Source organism: Actinoplanes rectilineatus (genome assembly GCF_000962825.1).
Lineage (GTDB): Bacteria > Actinomycetota > Actinomycetes > Mycobacteriales > Micromonosporaceae > Actinoplanes > Actinoplanes rectilineatus.
Genome location: NZ_JZKF01000010.1, coordinates 62,774 through 78,707, shown reverse-complemented (window position 1 = coordinate 78,707; position 15,934 = coordinate 62,774). Strand labels below are relative to the sequence as shown.

Genomic DNA, 15,934 nt, shown 5'->3' with positions numbered 1-15,934 from the left:
CGGCAGCGGGACTACCGCGGTCGTGGCAGCCGGGCCAGCCCCCAGCGGTACGCGTACACCACGAGTTGTGCCCGGTCCCGGACGCCGAGCTTGGTCATCGCCCGGTTGGTGTGGGTCTTCGCCGTCGCCGGGCTCATCCCGAGACGGTCCGCGATCTCGGCTGTCGACAGGCCGTCCGCGACCATCGCGACCACCTCACGTTCCCGGACGGTGAGGGCCTCCACGGCGGGCGGGGCCGGTTCGCCGGGGACGGCGTAGGCGGCGATCAGCCGCCGGGTGACCGACGGGGCGAGCAGCGCGTCGCCGGCCGCGACGACCCGGACCGCGTGCCGCAGTTCGTCCGGGCTGACGTCCTTGAGCAGGAACCCGGAGGCGCCGGCGCGCAGGGCGGCGTAAACGTATTCGTCGAGGGCGAACGTGGTCAGCACCAGGACCCGGACGCCGGGCAGCCGGTCGTCGCCGAGGATCCGGCGGGCCGCGGTCAGGCCGTCGGTGCCGGGCATCCGGATGTCCATCAGCACCACGTCCGGCCGGTGCGCGCGGGCCGCGGTGATCGCCGCGTCGCCGTCGGCCGCCTCGGCGACGACCTCGATCGCCGGGTCGCGGTCGAGCAGTGCCCGGAACCCGGCACGGATCAGGGCCTCGTCGTCGGCGATCAGCACGCGGACGCTCATCCGGGGATCCAGCCGCGGACCTGGAACCCGCCCGCCGGTCCCGGGCCGGCGCGCAGCCAGCCGCCCAGCCCGGTGGCCCGTTCGACCATGCCGTGCAGCCCGTTGCCCGGTGGCCCGCCGGCGTCCCGGCCGTCGTCGCCGACCTGGATCGCCAGACCGTCCGGCCGGTATCCGAGGCGGACCTCTATCCGTCCCGCCCCGGAGTGCCGGATCGCGTTGGCGACCGCCTCCTGCACGATCCGGTACGCCGCCGCCTCCACCGCCCGGGGCAGCCGCCGGGGCGTACCCTCGCTGATCAGCACCGCCCCGGTGGCCGCGGCCAGATCCGGCAGCCGGTCCAGGGCCGGCGTGGGTGGTGGCGGACCGGATTCGGGGCTGCCGTCGCGCAGCACGCCCACCGCCGCCCGCAGTTCGCGCATCGCGTCGCCGGCCGCCTGGCGCACCGCCTCGAGGGCCCGCCCGGAGCCGTCCGGGTCGTCCTCGCGCAGGTCGGCGGCGACCCCGGCCTGCACCGCGACGACCGCCAGGGTGTGCGCGGTGACGTCGTGCAGTTCGCGGGCGATCCGGACGCGTTCGGAGATCAGGCGCTGCTCGCGGTCCGCGGCGGCGGTCGCCAGCCGTTCCCGTCGCCCGCGGACCACCTCGCCGAGCAGCAGCGCACCGAGGAAGACACCGGTCGAGCCGTCGAGCCGGGCGTCCAGCAGACCGAGACCGGTGGTGGCGGCCCGGCCCTGGATGTCGACGGCCAGCAGCAGCCCGGCGACGACGAACCCGGCACGACGGCGGGACGCGGCGCCCACCGCGAACAGGGCCACCCAGAGCGGCGGGGCGGGCGCGCCGCCCGGATAGCCGAGCACGTGGTACGCCAGGAACAGCACCCCGACCGTGGCGAGCGTGATCGCCGGGTGGTCGTCGCGTACCGGCAGGGCCAGGCACATCGCCGCGACCAGGGCGTACGCCAGCAGGTCCGGGGGCCGGTCGGTGAACACGACCGGGGCGGCCGCCACCCGTGCCACGGCCAGAACGAACGCGAGCGGGGGAAGCCAGCGACCCATGCCGTCACGGTACGGAAATTCGTTCGGCGGCATGTACCACGATCGTTGTATGCACCCGCTCTCTCCACCCTCCGGTATAGCGTGACGTCGGCCCGCGGTGAGATCCGCCGACGGTCGGCGACTGCCAGACTGGCCACCATGGACAGTCAGAACTCCCCCGCCCGCCGCGTCTGGCTCCGGCGGCTGGTCATCGCCGTCTCCTGCATCCCGTTCGCCGCGGCCGGGTTCCTGGCCGCGGTGGGGCGTTCCGGCGACCACGGTGTGCTCGGCGAGTGGTACGTGCTGGTCCCGCTGGCGATCGTGGGTTTCTTCAGCTGGGACCTCATCGAGAAGGCGATCGGGACGACCAGGGATGAGTGACCTTCCGGACTGGGGCCCCGCCCCGCAGCGCGTCGAGGTCGGCGCCGATCAGGTCCGGCGGCTGGTGGCCGCCCAGTTCCCGCAGTGGGCCGGCCTGCCGGTGACGCCGGTGGCGCGGGGCGGCTGGGACAACCGGACCTTCCACCTCGGTGACGGCATGTCGGTGCGGCTGCCCAGCGCCGCCCAGTACGCCCGCGCCGTCGAGAAGGAACACCGCTGGCTTCCGGTGTTCGCCGAGCGGCTGCCGCAGCCGATCCCGGTCCCGCTGGCCCAGGGCGTACCCGGCGAGGGTTATCCGTTCGCCTGGTCGGTCTACGGGTGGCTGGCCGGGGAGACCGCGAGCGTGGAACGGATCGCCGACCCGGTCCGGTTCGCCGGTGACCTGGCCGAGTTCGTCGCCGCGATCCGCGGGTTCGACCCGTCCGGCGGCCCCGGTCCCGGCCTGCACAACTGGTTCCGGGGCGCCACCCTGCGGGCCTTCGACGGCTTCGCCCAGGACGGTCTCACCGCCCTGGACGGCCGGATCGACACCGACCTGGCGGCCCGGGTCTGGGCGGACTGCCTGGCCGCACCGTGGGACGGCCGGGTGACCTGGTTCCACGGCGACCTCGCCCCGGGCAACCTGCTGCTGCGCGACGGTGAACTGGGTGCGGTGATCGATTTCGGCACCTGCGGCGTCGGCGATCCGTCCTGCGATCTGGCGGTCGCGTGGACGTTGCTGACCGCCGACGGCCGCGAGGTGTTCCGCAAGCGGCTCGGGGTCGACGACGCCGAGTGGACGCGGGGCCGTGGCTGGGCGCTGTGGAAGACGCTGCAGATCTGCGCGAGCGACGGGTCCGGCCCCGGCGCCTGGCGTGCCCTGTCCTCGATCCTCGACGACTACCGCTGACCGGTCACTTGCCGGCCTTTCCGGTGGCCGCGCCCATCCGGTCGATCGCCTCCCGGCTGACCGTCAGGCCCTCGCCCAGTTCAAGCAGTTGGGCGCGGGTGATCGGGACGTCGGCCTGGATGGTGGCGGAGACCCGGTCGGACACCGCGATGATCAGCTGCGTGGTGTCGCCGATCGGGTGCACGACCGCCGGTCGCCCGGCGACGGTCACCGTGTCGCCCTCCTGCGGCCCGCGATAGTCGGACCGTTCCAGGAAGATACCGATCTTGTCGGTGTAGAAGCGCGGGTCGTACAGGGTGTCCTTCGACGGATCGACGTCCGGCCCGGGGTTGCGCGCCCGGTCCGGGGCGATCATCAGGCCGGTCTCGTCGTCGTTCTGGATGAAGTAGCCCTCCGGCACCTTCGCGATGGTGAAGTACTTCGGCTGCTCCCCGCGGTAGTCGACCAGCGCCAGGCCGCCCGTGACGCTCTCCGCGGTGCTCCGCGCGCCCGGGACGGCCGATTGCCCCGCGACGGTGGTGAAGGTGAACGCCGCGACGGCGGCGACGGCCGCACCGGTCGCGGCCTGGGCCGCACGACGACGGCGGACGGCGCGGCGTCCCCGTACGATATCGGCGGCGATCATTTCCGGCACGGTGGTCTCGACCGTCCCTCCGAAACGCCGCAACCGCTCCTGCAGGTCCATCATCGACTCACTCCCTGGTGCTGAAGTTCCGGAAAGTTCTCGAGGGCGGTACGCAACTTCTCCAGCGCACGGGCGGTCTGGCTCTTGACCGTCCCGGCGGAACAGCCGAGCGCGACCGCGGTGTCCGCCACGTCCATGTCCAGGACGAAACGGAACACGACGGCCGCGCGCATCCGCGGTGGCAGTTCCCGGAGGGCGGCGGCGAGCGCCGGGTCGGTGTCGGCCGCCGTCGAACCGGGGCGTTCCGGAACGTCGGCGACGGTACGCTCGAAGCGCCGCCAGATCCGCCGGCGTTCGTCCATCAGCGCGTTGAACAGCGCCCGCTTGACGTAGGCGTCCGGTTGTTCCGAGCGCCGGAACGCCGCCCACGACACGTACAGTTTCGTCAGCGCCGTCTGGACGAGATCCTCGGCCAGGTGGCCGTCACCGGCGGTCAACAACCGCGCGGTGTGCAGCATCCGGCCCCGGCGGTCGGCCACGAACTCGTGGAACTGTCGGTCACGCTCGGATCGACCCGAGCCGCTGTCTACTGTCACGTACCCCTAGACCGTCCGGTGCGGGGAGAAGGTTGCACGGGGCTTCACCGCGTACCCGATGACGGGTTTCTCCTGGGGTTGCGAGAACCCGCTCTCACCAGGAACTCCGGTCACGCTCCACGAGCGTCCGCAGGTCCGCGGCGGTGACCTCCTCCTGCAGGAAGACCACCCGGTACACCAGATATCCCAGCCAGGTGTGGGCGGTGACCGCGTCGCCGGTGGTCGCGCGGATGCCCTCGAACCAGGGGTGCAGGATGTCGCGCAGGTCGGCCAGCCCCGCCTCTCCGCGCGAGCTCATCGCCGCCGCGACCACGCTGGCGTCGCCGTATTTCGTCAACGTTCCGAGCAGGCCCTCCAGCCAGGCCAGCGCGTCGCCGGCCATCGAGCCGGTGTCCGGCACCGCGGTCGGCGCCAGGCTGCCGCGGACGGCGTCGGTCACCACCGCCGCCTTGTTCGGCCACCAGCGGTAGAGGGTCATCTTCGCCACTCCGGACCGTTCGGCGATCTTCTCCATGGTGACCCGGTGATAGCCGATCTCGATCAGCAACGCCTCGGCCGCCGCGAGCACCGCCCGCTGTGCCTGCGGGTCCCGTTTGCGTCCCGCTCCGGGACGCGCTCCTCCGACTGCCATGCGGGGCATTCTGCCTCCTGTCACAGGGACCGAGATCACAGGATCCAGAAACCTATACGAGACGTATCGTTTACTTATCAAGGGCCGACCAGCCCTAGTCAGAAGAGCAAGGACAAGATCATGGCTCGATTCGATGGCAAGACCGCGCTGATCACCGGAGCAGCGAGCGGCATCGGCCGGCAGACCGCCCTGCGCGCGGCCGCCGAAGGCGCGACCGTCGTGGTCGCCGACGTACAGGACACCCTCGGCGCCGAGGTGGTCACCGAGATCGAGAAGAACGGCGGCACCGCCCTCTTCCTGCACCTCGACGTGACCTCCGAAGAAGCCTGGGCGCAAGCCGTCAGCACCGTGCAGGAGAAGTTCGGCGGACTCGACATCCTGGTCAACAACGCCGGGCTCGGTCACGCCGAAACCCTCGAGGACACCACCCTCGCGCTGTACGAGAAGGTCGTCGCGGTCACCCAGACCAGCGTGTTCCTCGGCACCAAGGCGTTCGCGCCCCTGCTCAAGGCGGCACCCGCGGCCAGCGTCGTCAACATCAGCTCGATCTTCGGGGCGTCCGGCGGGTTCGGCACCTCACCGGCCTACCACGCGGCGAAGGGCGCGGTGCGTACCCTCACCAAGAACATCGCGGTCGAGTGGGCGCCCCTCGGCATCCGCGTCAACAGCATCCACCCCGGCTTCATCGAGACCCCGATGATGGGCGACACCGACCAGGAGCCGTACGTGACGACGACGCCGCTCGGCCGCGTCGGGCGCCCCGCCGAGGTGGCCGCGGCGATCCTCTTCCTGGCCAGCGACGACGCCTCGTTCGTCACCGGCGCCGAACTGTTCGTCGACGGCGGCTACATCGCCCGCTGAACACCCGCCCGTCGGAGCCCTTCTAGACTGCAGGTCCTCCTGAAAGGTGGATCCCGTGGAGCTGGTGTCCGGCGACCTGACCGAGCAGCACGTCGACGCGATCGTCAACGCCGCCAACTCGTCCCTGCTGGGCGGTGGCGGCGTCGACGGCGCGATCCACCGCAGGGGCGGCCCGGACATCCTGGCCGAGTGCCGAGCCCTGCGCGCCAGCAGGTACGGCCGGGGCCTGAAGGTCGGCCAGGCGGTGTCCACCACCGCCGGCCGCCTCCCGGCCCGCTGGGTCGTGCACACGGTCGGCCCGGTGTGGAGCGCCGACGAGGACCGTTCCCCGCTGCTCCGCGACTGCTACCTCAATTCCCTGGCCGCAGCCGCGGAGCTGGGCGCCACGTCGGTCGCCTTCCCGCTGATCTCGTCGGGCGTCTACCGCTGGCCCAAGGACGACGCCATCCGCCAGGCGCTGCAGGCCGTCGCCGATTCCGGAACGACCATTCCGACGGTCCGCCTGGTCCTCTTCGACGCCGAGACACTCACCGTGGCGAAGCGCATCGCCGCCCGGTCCGGCACCTGACGGAATCAGGCTGGGCGGCGGGCCCGCAACGTGCCGGCCACCACGTCAACCACCAGGAAGGCGAGCAACGGGATGCCGAACAGGGGCATGAACCAGGCCAGCGCGAACACCGCCGGCACCCCCACCGCGATCAGCCACGCCGGCAGCCGCAGCCAACTCCCGCGCGGCGGCGGGGTACCCAGCACGGACCGGCGTCCGCCGCGCTGCCACCACATCCGGTACCCGAGGACGATCATCCCGGCCAGGACGAGCGCCAGCGCGACCAGTGCCAGTTGGTTGACCAGGCCGAACATCGTACCCATGTGCAGGTCGACGCCCCAGCGGGCCATCTTCGCCATGAACGGGTAGTCGCCGAACCGCACGACGTCCGTCACCTCGAACGAAGTCGGGTCGACGGCCGCCACATCCACCGATGTCGGGTATTCCCGGTGGATCTCGGTGACGACCCAGGTCCGGCCCTCCCCGGACGGCGGGCTGATCTCCACCTGGTCGGAGTCCACGTCGGCGGAGCGGGCCGCCGCCAGCACCTGATCGATCGTGGACAGGTCCACCGTGGACGGGGTCGTCACCACACCGCCGCCGTGCCCGGAGTGTTCGCCGCCGGTGACCGCCGCCGCCCGCGCCACGGTCGTCGAGACGGTCGGCGTCGACCAGTCCAGTTGCGAGCGCAGCTCCGTCACGTTCTCGCCGGCCAGCTGCGACCAGGTCAGTCCGGTGGCCGAGATGCCGAGGAAGCCGACGGCCGCCCAGATGCCCAGCACCCCGTGCCAGGTCCGGCTGCGGGCCCGGCCGGTGGCTCCCCGGTCGATCACCAGCGCCGCCCGGGTGCTCCGGGACCGCATCACCCACATGGCCAGGCCGCCGAGGGTGACCACCCACAGCCACGACGCCGCGAGTTCGCTGTAGTACCGGCCGACGTCGCCGAGGTGCAGCGACCGGTGCAGTTCGTCGATCCACGAGCGCAGCGGCATCGCCCCGGTCGTGCCGTAGACGGTCGCCTGCCCGAGCACCGCACCCGTTCCCGGGTCCACGAACACCGCGTGCCGGTACGACTCCGCGAACGTCCCGTCGTCGAAGATCACCCGGGTGGTGCCGCCGTCGGGCGCGGGACGGACCGCGGCCAGGCCGGACACCGTGGTCACCTGCTCCGCGGCGGCCACCTGCTGGGCCAGTGGCACCGCGGGGGCGTCCGGGTCGGCCGGGGTCAGCAGGCCGGCGTACACGATCTTCTCGATCTGTGGGCTGATCGCGTAGGCCGCGCCACTGAGCGCGGCGATCATCAGGAACGGCCCGATCAGGACGCCCGCGTAGAAGTGCAGGCGTAACAGCAGGGGCCGTACCGAACTCATCGTGGTCAGGGCACTACTCCCAGGCTCCGGAATGATCTTGTCCCTGACAAGTCGTCGCGGAGTCCCGAGTAGTTCCCGGAGATCTTCTACAGCCGGCGGAGCACCGAGACGACCTTGCCCAGAATCACCGCGTGATCGCCGTCGATCGGTTGGTAGGCCGGATTGCACGGTTCGAGCAGAACGTGCCCGCCGCGGCGCCGGAAGACCTTGACGGTCGCCTCGTCGTCGAGCATCGCCGCCACGATGTCACCGTTGTACGCCTCCTGCTGCTGCCGGACCACCACGATGTCCCCGTCGCAGATCGCCGCGTCGATCATCGAGTCGCCCTGGACCCGCAGGCTGAACAGGGTGCCGCGCCCGACCAGGTCCCGCGGCAGCGACAGCACTTCCGCGTCCTCCTCGGAGGACGCGGCCAGAATCGGAGCGCCCGCGGCGATCGTGCCGACGAGCGGCACACCGACCGTCGAGGAATCCGACGATTCGGAAACATCCAGGAACATCCGCACATCGATCGGCCGCGCCATCGACGACCCCCGCCGCAGGAACCCGAGATCCTCGAGAACCCGCAGGTGACGGCTCACCGACGACGCCGACCGCAGGCCGGCCGCGTCCCCGATCTCCCGGGTGGACGGCGCGAACCCGTACTCCACGGCGTGGTCGCGGATCACGGCGAGGATCCGCCGTTGCCGTTCGGTGAGAACGGACGTGTCGAGGTCTTCAGGCAGGTACACCCGACGATCTTGACCTATCGGACGGTCTGGTGCCCAGCGGGCACCCCGGATTCACCCGCCGGATCAGTACACGAACCGGGACACCGCAGCCTGCAACTCGACGGACATCCGGGACAGTTCGGCCGCCGACCGCTGCGCGTCGCCCACCGACTCGGCGGTGGTCCGGGCACTCTCCGCCACGCTGGTGATACCGGTGTTGATCTGTCCGGTGGCGTTGGCCGCCTCGTTCACGTTGCGGTTCATCTCCGCGGTCGTCGCACTCTGCTCCTCCACCGCCGACGCGATCGTCGTCGTGTAGTCGCTGATGTGCCCGATGATCTCGCTGATCTCGCCGATCGCGCCGACCGCCTGGTTGCTGTCGTTCTGGATGGCCTCGACCCGCTTCGCGATGTCCTCGGTCGCCCGCGCCGTCTCCTGGGCGAGGTCCTTGACCTCACCGGCGACCACCGCGAAGCCCTTGCCGGTCTCGCCGGCCCGGGCCGCCTCGATCGTCGCGTTCAGCGCCAGCAGGTTCGTCTGCTCGGCGATCGCGGTGATCACCCGGATCACGTCGCCGATCTGCCGGCTCGAGTCGCCGAGCGTCGCGATCGTCTCGTTGGCGGCGGCCGCCGCGGTGACCGCCTTGCCGACCACCTCGGCACACGAGTTGGCGCTCTGGGCGATCTCGGCGATGGCCGCGCCCATCTCCTCGGACCCGGCGGCCACCGTGGTGACGCTCGTCGACACGTCGCTGGACGCGTCCGAGACCATGCGGGCCTGCTCGGAGGCGGTCGCGGCACCCTCGCTGATCTGGTTCGCGATCACCGACGTCTCCTCGGCGGCCGCGGCCAGGCTGTGCGCGGCGGAACCGACCGACGCCACCACCTCGCGGGTCTGTTCCTGCGCCTGCTTGAGCGCCCCGGCCATCTGCCCGACCTCGTCGCGTCCGTGCACGTCCACCGGGTGGGTGAGGTCGCCCTTGGCCATCGCCATCAGCGCGGCCTTGACCTTGTCGAGGCGCCCGACGATGGCCCGGCCGACGATCAGGCCCAGGATGACGGCGGCCAGCACACCGATGACGAGGGCGACGATCTGCAGCATCCGCGAGGTGGAGGCCGCGGACGCGCTCTCCTCCGCCCGCTGCTTCGCCTGGGCGAGCTGGGCCTCACTCTCCGCGTCGATGGTGGTCGACGCGGTGTCGAGCAGCGGGAGCACCTCGTCGTGGTAGACGGTCTCGAAGGCGACCAGGTTGCCCTTGTCCGCCAGCGGGATCATCTTGTTGTCGCCGATGTCGATGAAGCTCTTGTAGGCGGCCTCGAACTGGTTCACCGAGTCCTCGTTCACCGCACCCTCGCGGTAGGCGGCGAGCGCGTCGGTGACACGGCCCTGCCGGACCTCGATCTCCTCGAGGAGCGTCTTGCGGTTCGCCGCCGTGGCGATGCCGTACTCAAGGTACCGGCCGCGCAGCGCCTGGTAGGTGCGCTGCACCAGGGACAGTTCGGTCAGCGGCGAGACGTTGTCCTTGTACAGCAACTGGGTCCGCTCACCGAGACTGCTGATCGCCGTCAGCCCGGCGATCCCGATGATCACAGCAGCGATCGCGGCGACCGCGATGCACCCCTGGATCTTCACGTTGACTTTCAGGTTGGCGAACCAGCCACCATCGTCCCCGCTGGCAAGGTCTGTCATCTCGAGCTCCCCGCGACGAGTCTCACACCCTTCTGTCGACAGGTTCCGTCAGGCACTGAGCCGCTTTGGGGGCTCCAGGCGTGTTTCTTACGCTTTTCATGAGGTACGTGCCTCCACTCCCCCACCGCACCACGACCGTCCCGGGCCCTACCCACGGATCGGCCCCGCCCCGGAGGTCCGTCCCCCGTCCCGGGCACGGTCCGTTTCCGATCAGAACCGTGTCCAACTGCGTGAATGCCCGGCCGTTTCCGGATTGCTACCGTCACTGAGACCTTCACGGCGCATTTCCAGCGTTTTATCGGAGGTATCTGTGAGACGCCCTATGATTGCCCTCGCCCCGGTCGTCGCCATCGGCGCGGCCCTGCTCACGACACCGGCCGCCGCCCTGGCCTCGTCCGCTCCGGCGTCCGCCGCGGCGGCCGACTACTGGGTCACCGTGAAGAACTGGCGAAGTGTGAAATGCCTGGAACAGAGTGCCGGGACCCCGGACCTCACGGTGGCCGCCTGCACCGGTGACGACAGTCAGCAGTGGGCGTACACCTTCATCGACGTCAACAGCGCCATTGCGACCGTGAAGAACAAGAAGAGCGGCCAGTGCCTGGACCAGATCTGGGCGGACGGCGTCGAGACGACAGCCGTCGAGGCAGCCGCATGCACCGGCGGCCTGAGTCAGCAATGGCAGGTCTTCGCCGCGGAATATCAGGTGACCGGATATTTCCTCACCAACAGGAGCAGCGGCAAGGATCTGCAGCAGACCTATGTGAACAACGTCCAGACACCCGATGTCAGTGTCGTCCAGTATTCCAGCATCGGCGATTACCGGAACCTGATCTGGCGCCGATAGGGCCGGCGCGGGGTGGAACGGCAGCGGCTCGGCCGTCGCCCAGGGCACGCCACCCGAACCGGGTGGCGACCGTGTGCTCCGGCCGAGCCGAGTTACTGCTTCTACTGCTTCTACTGCTTCTACTGACGAGTTACTGCTTTTTACTGCCGCGCGCTACGCCGGGCTGCGATCAGGCGCGCTTCGCCAGGCTGCGGCCGGCGGCGGAGGCGGCCTCGTGCGCCGTCTTGCGCATGTCGGCGGCCATGTCGGTGAAGGCGTCAAGCGCCGGGTTCACGCCGACCAGGGTGAACTCACGCTCGATCAGGGTGAGCTCGCCGCCCCAGATGTCGGAGACGATGCGGCACAGGAAGTCGGTGTTGTGGTCCCAGCCCTCACGCGGGGTGCCCGGGCCGTACGCACCGCCGCGGGTGGTGAGCACCACGACCGGCTTGCCGTCGAGCAGCTTCTCGCCCTGCTCGCCACCGACGATGGCCAGGTCGATCCAGGTCTTGGCGTGCTGCGAGACGCCGTAGTTGTAGAACGGCAGGGCCAGGATCGCCGCGTCGGCGTCGCGCAGTTCGGCGGCCAGTTCGCCGGCCAGGGCGACGGCCGCCTTCTGGGCCTCGGAGCGCTGGTCCGCGGGGGTGTAGCCGGCACCGACGGCGGTGGCCCACGCGTCGGCGGGCAGCGGCGCGACACCCAGGTGGCGGCGCACGACCGGGGCACCGCCCAGCTCGGCCTCGACCAGGTCGGCGAGCTCGCTGCTCGCGGACTGCGGGCCCAGGATGCTGGCGTCGATACGCAGTACGGCCATGAAAACTCCTCGGGAGCTGGGGACTTGAATGTTCAACACGAGAGTGCCACCACTCGGGTTGAATGTTCAAGTCGCTGATCGGGTATCGTCCTCACTCGTGAGCGATCCCACAGATGACGTCCCCTGGCTCGAGGCCTGTGAACGCCATGCCTGGGTGGCCCTGCACTCCCTGCTGACGACCCTGCCCGCCGCCGTCGACGCCCAGCTCAAACGCGACTCCGGGCTGAACTCGTTCGAGTACACGATCCTGGCCTCGCTGTCCCAGTCCGAGACCCGCAGCGTCCGGATGAGCGACCTGGCACACTTCGCCTCCGGTTCGCTGTCCCGCCTGTCGCACGCGGTGACCCGCCTGGAACGCCAGGGCTGGGTCCGCCGCCGCAACAGCGACGGCCACGAGGCCCGCTGCGTCGAGGCCGTCCTCACCGACGAGGGGATGGAGGCGGTCGTCGCGGCGGCACCCGGTCACGTCCGCGAGGTCCGCCGACTGGTCTTCGACGTGCTGACCCAGGAGCAGGTCCAGCAGTTGGAGGAGATCGGCCGCACGCTGGTGAGCCGGGCCGCCCCGCACCTGAGCCGCTACATCGAGCAGGCGATGCACGCCGACTCGCCGCGCACCCCGTCCTGCTGACCCGGCCCGCTCGACCCGTTTCGTGGTCAGGCTGCGAAGCCCATCCGCGTGGTGACTTCAGGCGCGCTGAACGCCCCAATTCACCACACCCCTGGTGGTGTGGTGAATACGGGCGCGCTGGACGCCCCAAATCACCACACCCCTGGCGGTGTGGTGAATACGGGCGCGCTGAGCGCCCGAAATCACCACAGAGGCAGACCCTGACTGCGATTAGGTGTCTAGACAGCCGCGGCAAAGCCCCTGATCCGACTCTTGATCAACACAGGGCTGAGTGGCATCGGCCCGGCCGTCCGTCGTTGCGGGTTGTCCTGCGAAGATCGGCAGGCGGGTAGGTACGTCGTAGCTGATCGATCGCCTGCCGCCAATCCGCGGTTTCCTGGCGCTCAAACCGCAGAAGGCCGGCGGGCGTTCGATCAACACCGTGCCGCGGGTGACAAGGCGCCCCGGAGAGCCGTGGGTGACGGCTGGCTTGGTGGGAGCCGAGCTACTCCGCGAGTAGGTCCGCCGTCGTGTCATGCCTGCAGCGCAGAAGTCGAGCCGTTGCCCACGGCTCTGCCCGCAACACCCACCGGCCAACCATCGACAACGGCTTGGCGCCACTGACGGGGCCTGGAACCGCTGACGACGGCTTGGAACCACTGACGACGGCTCAGAACCAGTGACGACGGCTCAGAACCAGTGACGACGGCTTGGAGCCGCCGGCCGTCGCCCGCGGTCGCTTTCGGCTCGCGGGCGGGCCATGAGCGACGGCTGTGACGACCGAGCCGTCGACCACGGCTGTCCAGAGGGCGAAAACCAGCCGCCAACAACGGCCCGGCATCACCCAGCCGTCGACCACGGCTGCCCAGAGAGCGAAAACCAGCCGCCAACAACGGCCCAGCATCACCCAGCCGTCGACCAGGGTCGCCTTCGACTCGCTGACGAACCGTGAGCGACGGCCGGACGGCCGTCCTCCCACTCAACTCACTTCGATCACGGCGGCAGCCCCGCGGAGGCCACGGATGACTGCACTACGCCGACGCACGAAGCGGGCAACGGGCAGCGATCAGCGATCAGCGATCAGCGATCAGCGATCAGCGATCAGCGATCAGCGAGCCAACGCTACGAGAGCCCGGATCGCCCAGATTCGCCGCACGCGGGCAGACGGTGTGGTGGGCCAAAATCATCCGGCCCACCACGTGGCCAGGATCGTCCGGCCCACCACGTGTGGGGTCAGGCGGTCCGGTGGTGCCGGATCCAGGCCGCCTGCCCGCCGTCGATCAGCAGATCGGTGCCGGTGACGTACAGCGAGGAAGGCCCGGTCAGGAAAGCCGCCGCCTCGGCGATCTCGGACGGCGTCCCGGACCGGCCCGCGCCGCACGCGTCGAGCATCGCCAGCATGTGATGGCCCGACGAGGATTCGGCCTCGGCCCGCGACATGGCGGTGGCGATCACCCCGGGGCTGATCGTGTTGATCCGCGCACCCCGGCGGTTCCAGGCGAGGGCGGCGGCCTGCACCCGCACCTGGTTGGCCCGTTTAGCAATGATGTAGGCCCCGGTCGCATCATCCGGAGCCGACGTCACCACCGGCAACGACAGCAGGTCGGCACTCGGCGTAGAAGCCAGCCCCCGCTCGTCCTCCGCCGACAGCTGCGCGTAGTGCCCCGCCATGCTGGCGACGCAGACCATGGACGTACCCGGCCCGGCAACCGCCTCCATCGCGTCGATGACGTAGGCGGTCCCCGCCAGGTCCACCTTCATGATGGTCTCGACGCTGGACGTGGCCGCCGAGACACCCGCCGTATGCACGATCGCGGCAACCCGTCCCCCGCCTGCGGCTTGCGCAGCTGCAGCCGCGAGCCGGCCAACCGACTCGGGGTCGGAGACGTCGGTCAACTGCCCGGTGACGGTATGCCCGTCCGCCCGCAGTTCCGCCACCACCTGGTCAAGCCGTGCCACGGAGGCGTCAGCAAGCAGCAGCTGCCGCCCACTGCCGAGCCGCCGCGCCACGGCGACGCCCATCCCGCCGGCCCCGGTGATCACGACAACGTCGCTCACGCCACACCCCCACGTTGTACGCCGGCCGCCTCGGACTCAGCAGCCGCCCCAGTCACGCCATCGGGTCCGGCCTGCCCGGCATCCGCTTCGGACTGGACAACAGCCGCGGACTCGCTTTCGAAGCCGCGCTGCCTGACAGCCGCCCCAGGCGGAGTGCCGATCCTCGCCACGTCACCGGGTCCGCCTGGAATGCCGGGTCCGGCTGGAATGCCGGGTCCGGCTGGAGTGCCGGGCCCAGCCGGAGCACCGAGCCCAGCCGGAGCACCGAGCCCAGCCGGAGTGCCGGCTTCGATGATGGCCTTGCGCCACGGGCGGATCGCCTTCGGTGGCATGCCGACGGCGAGGGCACCGACGAGCCGACCGTCCTTGTAGTAGGCGGCCAGGAAACGGCGCTGCTGCAAGTCCCCCTCGACGACCTCGACGGTGTCGTGGCCACGGAGGTAGCCGTATGCGTGGATCTTCAGGTCGTACTGGTCGGACCAGAAGTACGGCACCGGGGCGAACGGTTTCGCCGCCTCGGGGTGCAGCAGGTTGCGGGCGGCGGCCATCGCCTGTTCCGCGGCGTTCGTCCGGTGCTCGATGCGCATCGACACCCCGAACAGCGGGTTGTGCCAGCGGGCCACGTCGCCGGCCGCATACACCCCCGGGGCTGCGGCGCAGAACTCGTCGCACACCACGCCGTCGTCCACGGTCAGGCCACTGCCGGCCAGCCACTCGGTGTTCGGGTGCGAGCCGATCGCCACCACCACCTCGTCGCCGGCGACCAGGGTGCCGTCGGCGAGCAGCACACCGCCGTCGACCACCTCGGACACCGCCACCCCGGTGCGCAGATCCACCCCGTTGTCGCGGTGCACGTCGGACAGCATCCGCCCGATGGGCTCGCCCACCGCGTGAGCGAGCGGCACCGGGGCCGGCTCGAGCAGCGTCACCCGGCAGCCCAGGGCACGCGCGACCGCCGCGCACTCCGCCCCGAGGAACCCGGCACCGACCACCACCAGTTCGCGAGCGGGCGTCAGCCTCTTTCGCAGGTCGAGAGCCTCGTCGAGCGTACGCAAAGAAGAACCCCCGGAGAGCGACCTGGGCCGCACGCCGGTTGCCACCACCAAGCCGTCGTAAGGCACCTCAGTGCCGTCGGCGAGGGTGACCACCCGCCTAGCCTGATCCAAACCGGTCGCCGCCACCCCCAATCGCAGATCCAGCCCGAGCGCGCCGATGTCGGCCGACGACCGCAGCGCCACCCGCTCCGGCTCCCAGTCGCCCGACAGTATCTGTTTGGACAACGGCGGCCGGTCATACGGAAGTAGGGGTTCGTCCCCTACCAAAGTCAGTGTTCCGGTGAAGCCTTCCCGGCGTAGCGTTTCGACCGCGGCCAGTCCGGCCGCGGACGCTCCGACCACGACGATCCGATTCACGCCTGCACCAGCCGGATCGCCGCCGCCGGGCACACCGCCGCGGCCTCCCGGGCCTCGTCCTCTTGATCAGGAGCCGGAGATGAGTTCAGCACCACCGCCACCCCGTCGTCGTCTCGCTGGTCGAAGAGGTCGGGCGCGACCATCACACACTGACCGGCCGCGACGCATTTCGGCTCGTCGAGTTCCACGCGCATGTCTTCTCCTTCAAGAGAG

General features: G+C 70.5%; 18 protein-coding genes. 6 read left to right on the top strand and 12 right to left on the bottom strand.

The features are described 5' to 3' along the window. Positions 1 to 11: 11 nt before the first annotated feature. Both WH85_RS10705 and WH85_RS10700 read right to left on the bottom strand, forming a co-directional pair. Positions 12 to 674 (bottom strand): response regulator transcription factor, encoded by a 663-nt coding sequence (locus WH85_RS10705; RefSeq protein WP_045741608.1) that lies wholly within the window; start codon positions 672 to 674, stop codon positions 12 to 14. Further along, a complete protein-coding gene (locus WH85_RS10700) occupies positions 671 to 1,729 on the bottom strand; it encodes a sensor histidine kinase (RefSeq protein WP_045741687.1) in 1,059 nt (352 codons plus the stop codon). The genes WH85_RS10705 and WH85_RS10700 overlap by 4 nt, the downstream gene beginning before the upstream one ends. Positions 1,730 to 1,867: 138 nt before the next feature. Here WH85_RS10700 and WH85_RS10695 point away from each other — a divergent pair, with 138 nt between their 5' ends. Together WH85_RS10695 and WH85_RS10690 are read left to right on the top strand one after the other, a co-directional pair. Next, on the top strand, positions 1,868 to 2,089 hold the full coding sequence (locus WH85_RS10695) for a hypothetical protein (RefSeq protein ID WP_045741607.1): 222 nt from the start codon (positions 1,868 to 1,870) through the stop codon (positions 2,087 to 2,089). Then, positions 2,082 to 2,978: an aminoglycoside phosphotransferase family protein gene (locus tag WH85_RS10690; protein ID WP_045741606.1), complete on the top strand. Its 897-nt coding sequence runs from the start codon at positions 2,082 to 2,084 to the stop codon at positions 2,976 to 2,978. Before WH85_RS10695 ends, WH85_RS10690 begins: the two co-directional genes overlap by 8 nt. Positions 2,979 to 2,982: 4 nt before the next feature. Here the strand turns inward: WH85_RS10690 and WH85_RS10685 are convergent, their stop codons facing one another. The 3 genes from WH85_RS10685 to WH85_RS10675 all read right to left on the bottom strand — a co-directional run bounded on the left by WH85_RS10685 (position 2,983) and on the right by WH85_RS10675 (position 4,830). Further along, positions 2,983 to 3,666, bottom strand: coding sequence for a hypothetical protein (locus tag WH85_RS10685; RefSeq protein ID WP_157410926.1), 684 nt, complete (start codon positions 3,664 to 3,666; stop codon positions 2,983 to 2,985). Beyond that, entirely contained in the window at positions 3,663 to 4,199 is a 537-nt protein-coding gene (locus WH85_RS10680; protein WP_083448923.1) for a SigE family RNA polymerase sigma factor, read from the bottom strand. Before WH85_RS10680 ends, WH85_RS10685 begins: the two co-directional genes overlap by 4 nt. A 94-nt stretch (positions 4,200 to 4,293) precedes the next feature. Continuing rightward, positions 4,294 to 4,830 (bottom strand): TetR/AcrR family transcriptional regulator, encoded by a 537-nt coding sequence (locus WH85_RS10675; protein ID WP_045741604.1) that lies wholly within the window; start codon positions 4,828 to 4,830, stop codon positions 4,294 to 4,296. Between the two features lie 120 nt (positions 4,831 to 4,950). Between WH85_RS10675 and WH85_RS10670 the strand changes: the two genes are divergently transcribed. Both WH85_RS10670 and WH85_RS10665 read left to right on the top strand, forming a co-directional pair. Next, positions 4,951 to 5,691: an SDR family NAD(P)-dependent oxidoreductase gene (locus tag WH85_RS10670; protein WP_045741603.1), complete on the top strand. Its 741-nt coding sequence runs from the start codon at positions 4,951 to 4,953 to the stop codon at positions 5,689 to 5,691. Between the two features lie 46 nt (positions 5,692 to 5,737). Beyond that, positions 5,738 to 6,259 carry an O-acetyl-ADP-ribose deacetylase gene (locus WH85_RS10665; RefSeq protein ID WP_045741602.1) on the top strand — a complete coding sequence of 174 codons (522 nt, stop codon included), beginning with the start codon at positions 5,738 to 5,740 and terminating at the stop codon, positions 6,257 to 6,259. Positions 6,260 to 6,264: 5 nt separating this feature from the next. On the opposite strand, the gene WH85_RS10660 is transcribed toward WH85_RS10665, so the two are convergent. The 3 genes from WH85_RS10660 to WH85_RS10650 form a co-directional block, all read right to left on the bottom strand. Further along, the gene (locus WH85_RS10660; RefSeq protein WP_052720295.1) at positions 6,265 to 7,608 is read right to left on the bottom strand and encodes a PepSY-associated TM helix domain-containing protein; all 1,344 of its coding nucleotides are present in this window, start codon (positions 7,606 to 7,608) and stop codon (positions 6,265 to 6,267) included. Positions 7,609 to 7,694: 86 nt separating this feature from the next. Next, complete coding sequence (gene lexA, locus WH85_RS10655) at positions 7,695 to 8,339, bottom strand: transcriptional repressor LexA (protein ID WP_052720294.1); 645 nt, start codon at positions 8,337 to 8,339, stop codon at positions 7,695 to 7,697. A 63-nt stretch (positions 8,340 to 8,402) separates the two neighbouring features. Beyond that, positions 8,403 to 10,007 carry a methyl-accepting chemotaxis protein gene (locus tag WH85_RS10650; protein WP_045741601.1) on the bottom strand — a complete coding sequence of 535 codons (1,605 nt, stop codon included), beginning with the start codon at positions 10,005 to 10,007 and terminating at the stop codon, positions 8,403 to 8,405. A gap of 322 nt (positions 10,008 to 10,329) precedes the next feature. Between WH85_RS10650 and WH85_RS51565 the strand changes: the two genes are divergently transcribed. After that, positions 10,330 to 10,851 (top strand): RICIN domain-containing protein, encoded by a 522-nt coding sequence (locus WH85_RS51565; RefSeq protein WP_045741600.1) that lies wholly within the window; start codon positions 10,330 to 10,332, stop codon positions 10,849 to 10,851. Between the two features lie 169 nt (positions 10,852 to 11,020). On the opposite strand, the gene WH85_RS10640 is transcribed toward WH85_RS51565, so the two are convergent. Beyond that, on the bottom strand, positions 11,021 to 11,644 hold the full coding sequence (locus WH85_RS10640) for an FMN-dependent NADH-azoreductase (RefSeq protein ID WP_045741599.1): 624 nt from the start codon (positions 11,642 to 11,644) through the stop codon (positions 11,021 to 11,023). A 97-nt stretch (positions 11,645 to 11,741) separates the two neighbouring features. On the opposite strand from WH85_RS10640, the gene WH85_RS10635 reads away from it, so the two are divergent. After that, positions 11,742 to 12,272: a MarR family winged helix-turn-helix transcriptional regulator gene (locus WH85_RS10635; protein WP_245673889.1), complete on the top strand. Its 531-nt coding sequence runs from the start codon at positions 11,742 to 11,744 to the stop codon at positions 12,270 to 12,272. A 1,212-nt stretch (positions 12,273 to 13,484) separates the two neighbouring features. On the opposite strand, the gene WH85_RS10625 is transcribed toward WH85_RS10635, so the two are convergent. Genes WH85_RS10625 through WH85_RS10615 form a run of 3 tightly spaced genes read right to left on the bottom strand, consistent with a single transcriptional unit; the run spans position 13,485 to position 15,915 of the window. Continuing rightward, complete coding sequence (locus WH85_RS10625) at positions 13,485 to 14,309, bottom strand: SDR family oxidoreductase (RefSeq protein ID WP_245673888.1); 825 nt, start codon at positions 14,307 to 14,309, stop codon at positions 13,485 to 13,487. Beyond that, positions 14,306 to 15,706 (bottom strand): NAD(P)/FAD-dependent oxidoreductase, encoded by a 1,401-nt coding sequence (locus WH85_RS10620; RefSeq protein ID WP_245673897.1) that lies wholly within the window; start codon positions 15,704 to 15,706, stop codon positions 14,306 to 14,308. The genes WH85_RS10625 and WH85_RS10620 overlap by 4 nt, the downstream gene beginning before the upstream one ends. Positions 15,707 to 15,717: 11 nt before the next feature. Next, a complete protein-coding gene (locus WH85_RS10615) occupies positions 15,718 to 15,915 on the bottom strand; it encodes a ferredoxin (protein WP_045741597.1) in 198 nt (65 codons plus the stop codon). Positions 15,916 to 15,934: the final 19 nt, after the last annotated feature.

What these genes read in the sequence shown, in the direction of transcription:
- WH85_RS10705 (WP_045741608.1), bottom strand. Translation starts at nt 674, where the DNA reads ATGAGCGTCCGCGTGCTGATCGCCGACGACGAGGCCCTGATCCGTGCC.
- WH85_RS10700 (WP_045741687.1), bottom strand. Translation starts at nt 1,729, where the DNA reads ATGGGTCGCTGGCTTCCCCCGCTCGCGTTCGTTCTGGCCGTGGCACGG.
- WH85_RS10695 (WP_045741607.1), top strand. Translation starts at nt 1,868, where the DNA reads ATGGACAGTCAGAACTCCCCCGCCCGCCGCGTCTGGCTCCGGCGGCTG.
- WH85_RS10690 (WP_045741606.1), top strand. Translation starts at nt 2,082, where the DNA reads ATGAGTGACCTTCCGGACTGGGGCCCCGCCCCGCAGCGCGTCGAGGTC.
- WH85_RS10685 (WP_157410926.1), bottom strand. Translation starts at nt 3,666, where the DNA reads ATGATGGACCTGCAGGAGCGGTTGCGGCGTTTCGGAGGGACGGTCGAG.
- WH85_RS10675 (WP_045741604.1), bottom strand. Translation starts at nt 4,830, where the DNA reads ATGGCAGTCGGAGGAGCGCGTCCCGGAGCGGGACGCAAACGGGACCCG.
- WH85_RS10670 (WP_045741603.1), top strand. Translation starts at nt 4,951, where the DNA reads ATGGCTCGATTCGATGGCAAGACCGCGCTGATCACCGGAGCAGCGAGC.
- WH85_RS10660 (WP_052720295.1), bottom strand. Translation starts at nt 7,608, where the DNA reads ATGAGTTCGGTACGGCCCCTGCTGTTACGCCTGCACTTCTACGCGGGC.
- WH85_RS10650 (WP_045741601.1), bottom strand. Translation starts at nt 10,007, where the DNA reads ATGACAGACCTTGCCAGCGGGGACGATGGTGGCTGGTTCGCCAACCTG.
- WH85_RS51565 (WP_045741600.1), top strand. Translation starts at nt 10,330, where the DNA reads ATGATTGCCCTCGCCCCGGTCGTCGCCATCGGCGCGGCCCTGCTCACG.
- WH85_RS10640 (WP_045741599.1), bottom strand. Translation starts at nt 11,644, where the DNA reads ATGGCCGTACTGCGTATCGACGCCAGCATCCTGGGCCCGCAGTCCGCG.
- WH85_RS10615 (WP_045741597.1), bottom strand. Translation starts at nt 15,915, where the DNA reads ATGCGCGTGGAACTCGACGAGCCGAAATGCGTCGCGGCCGGTCAGTGT.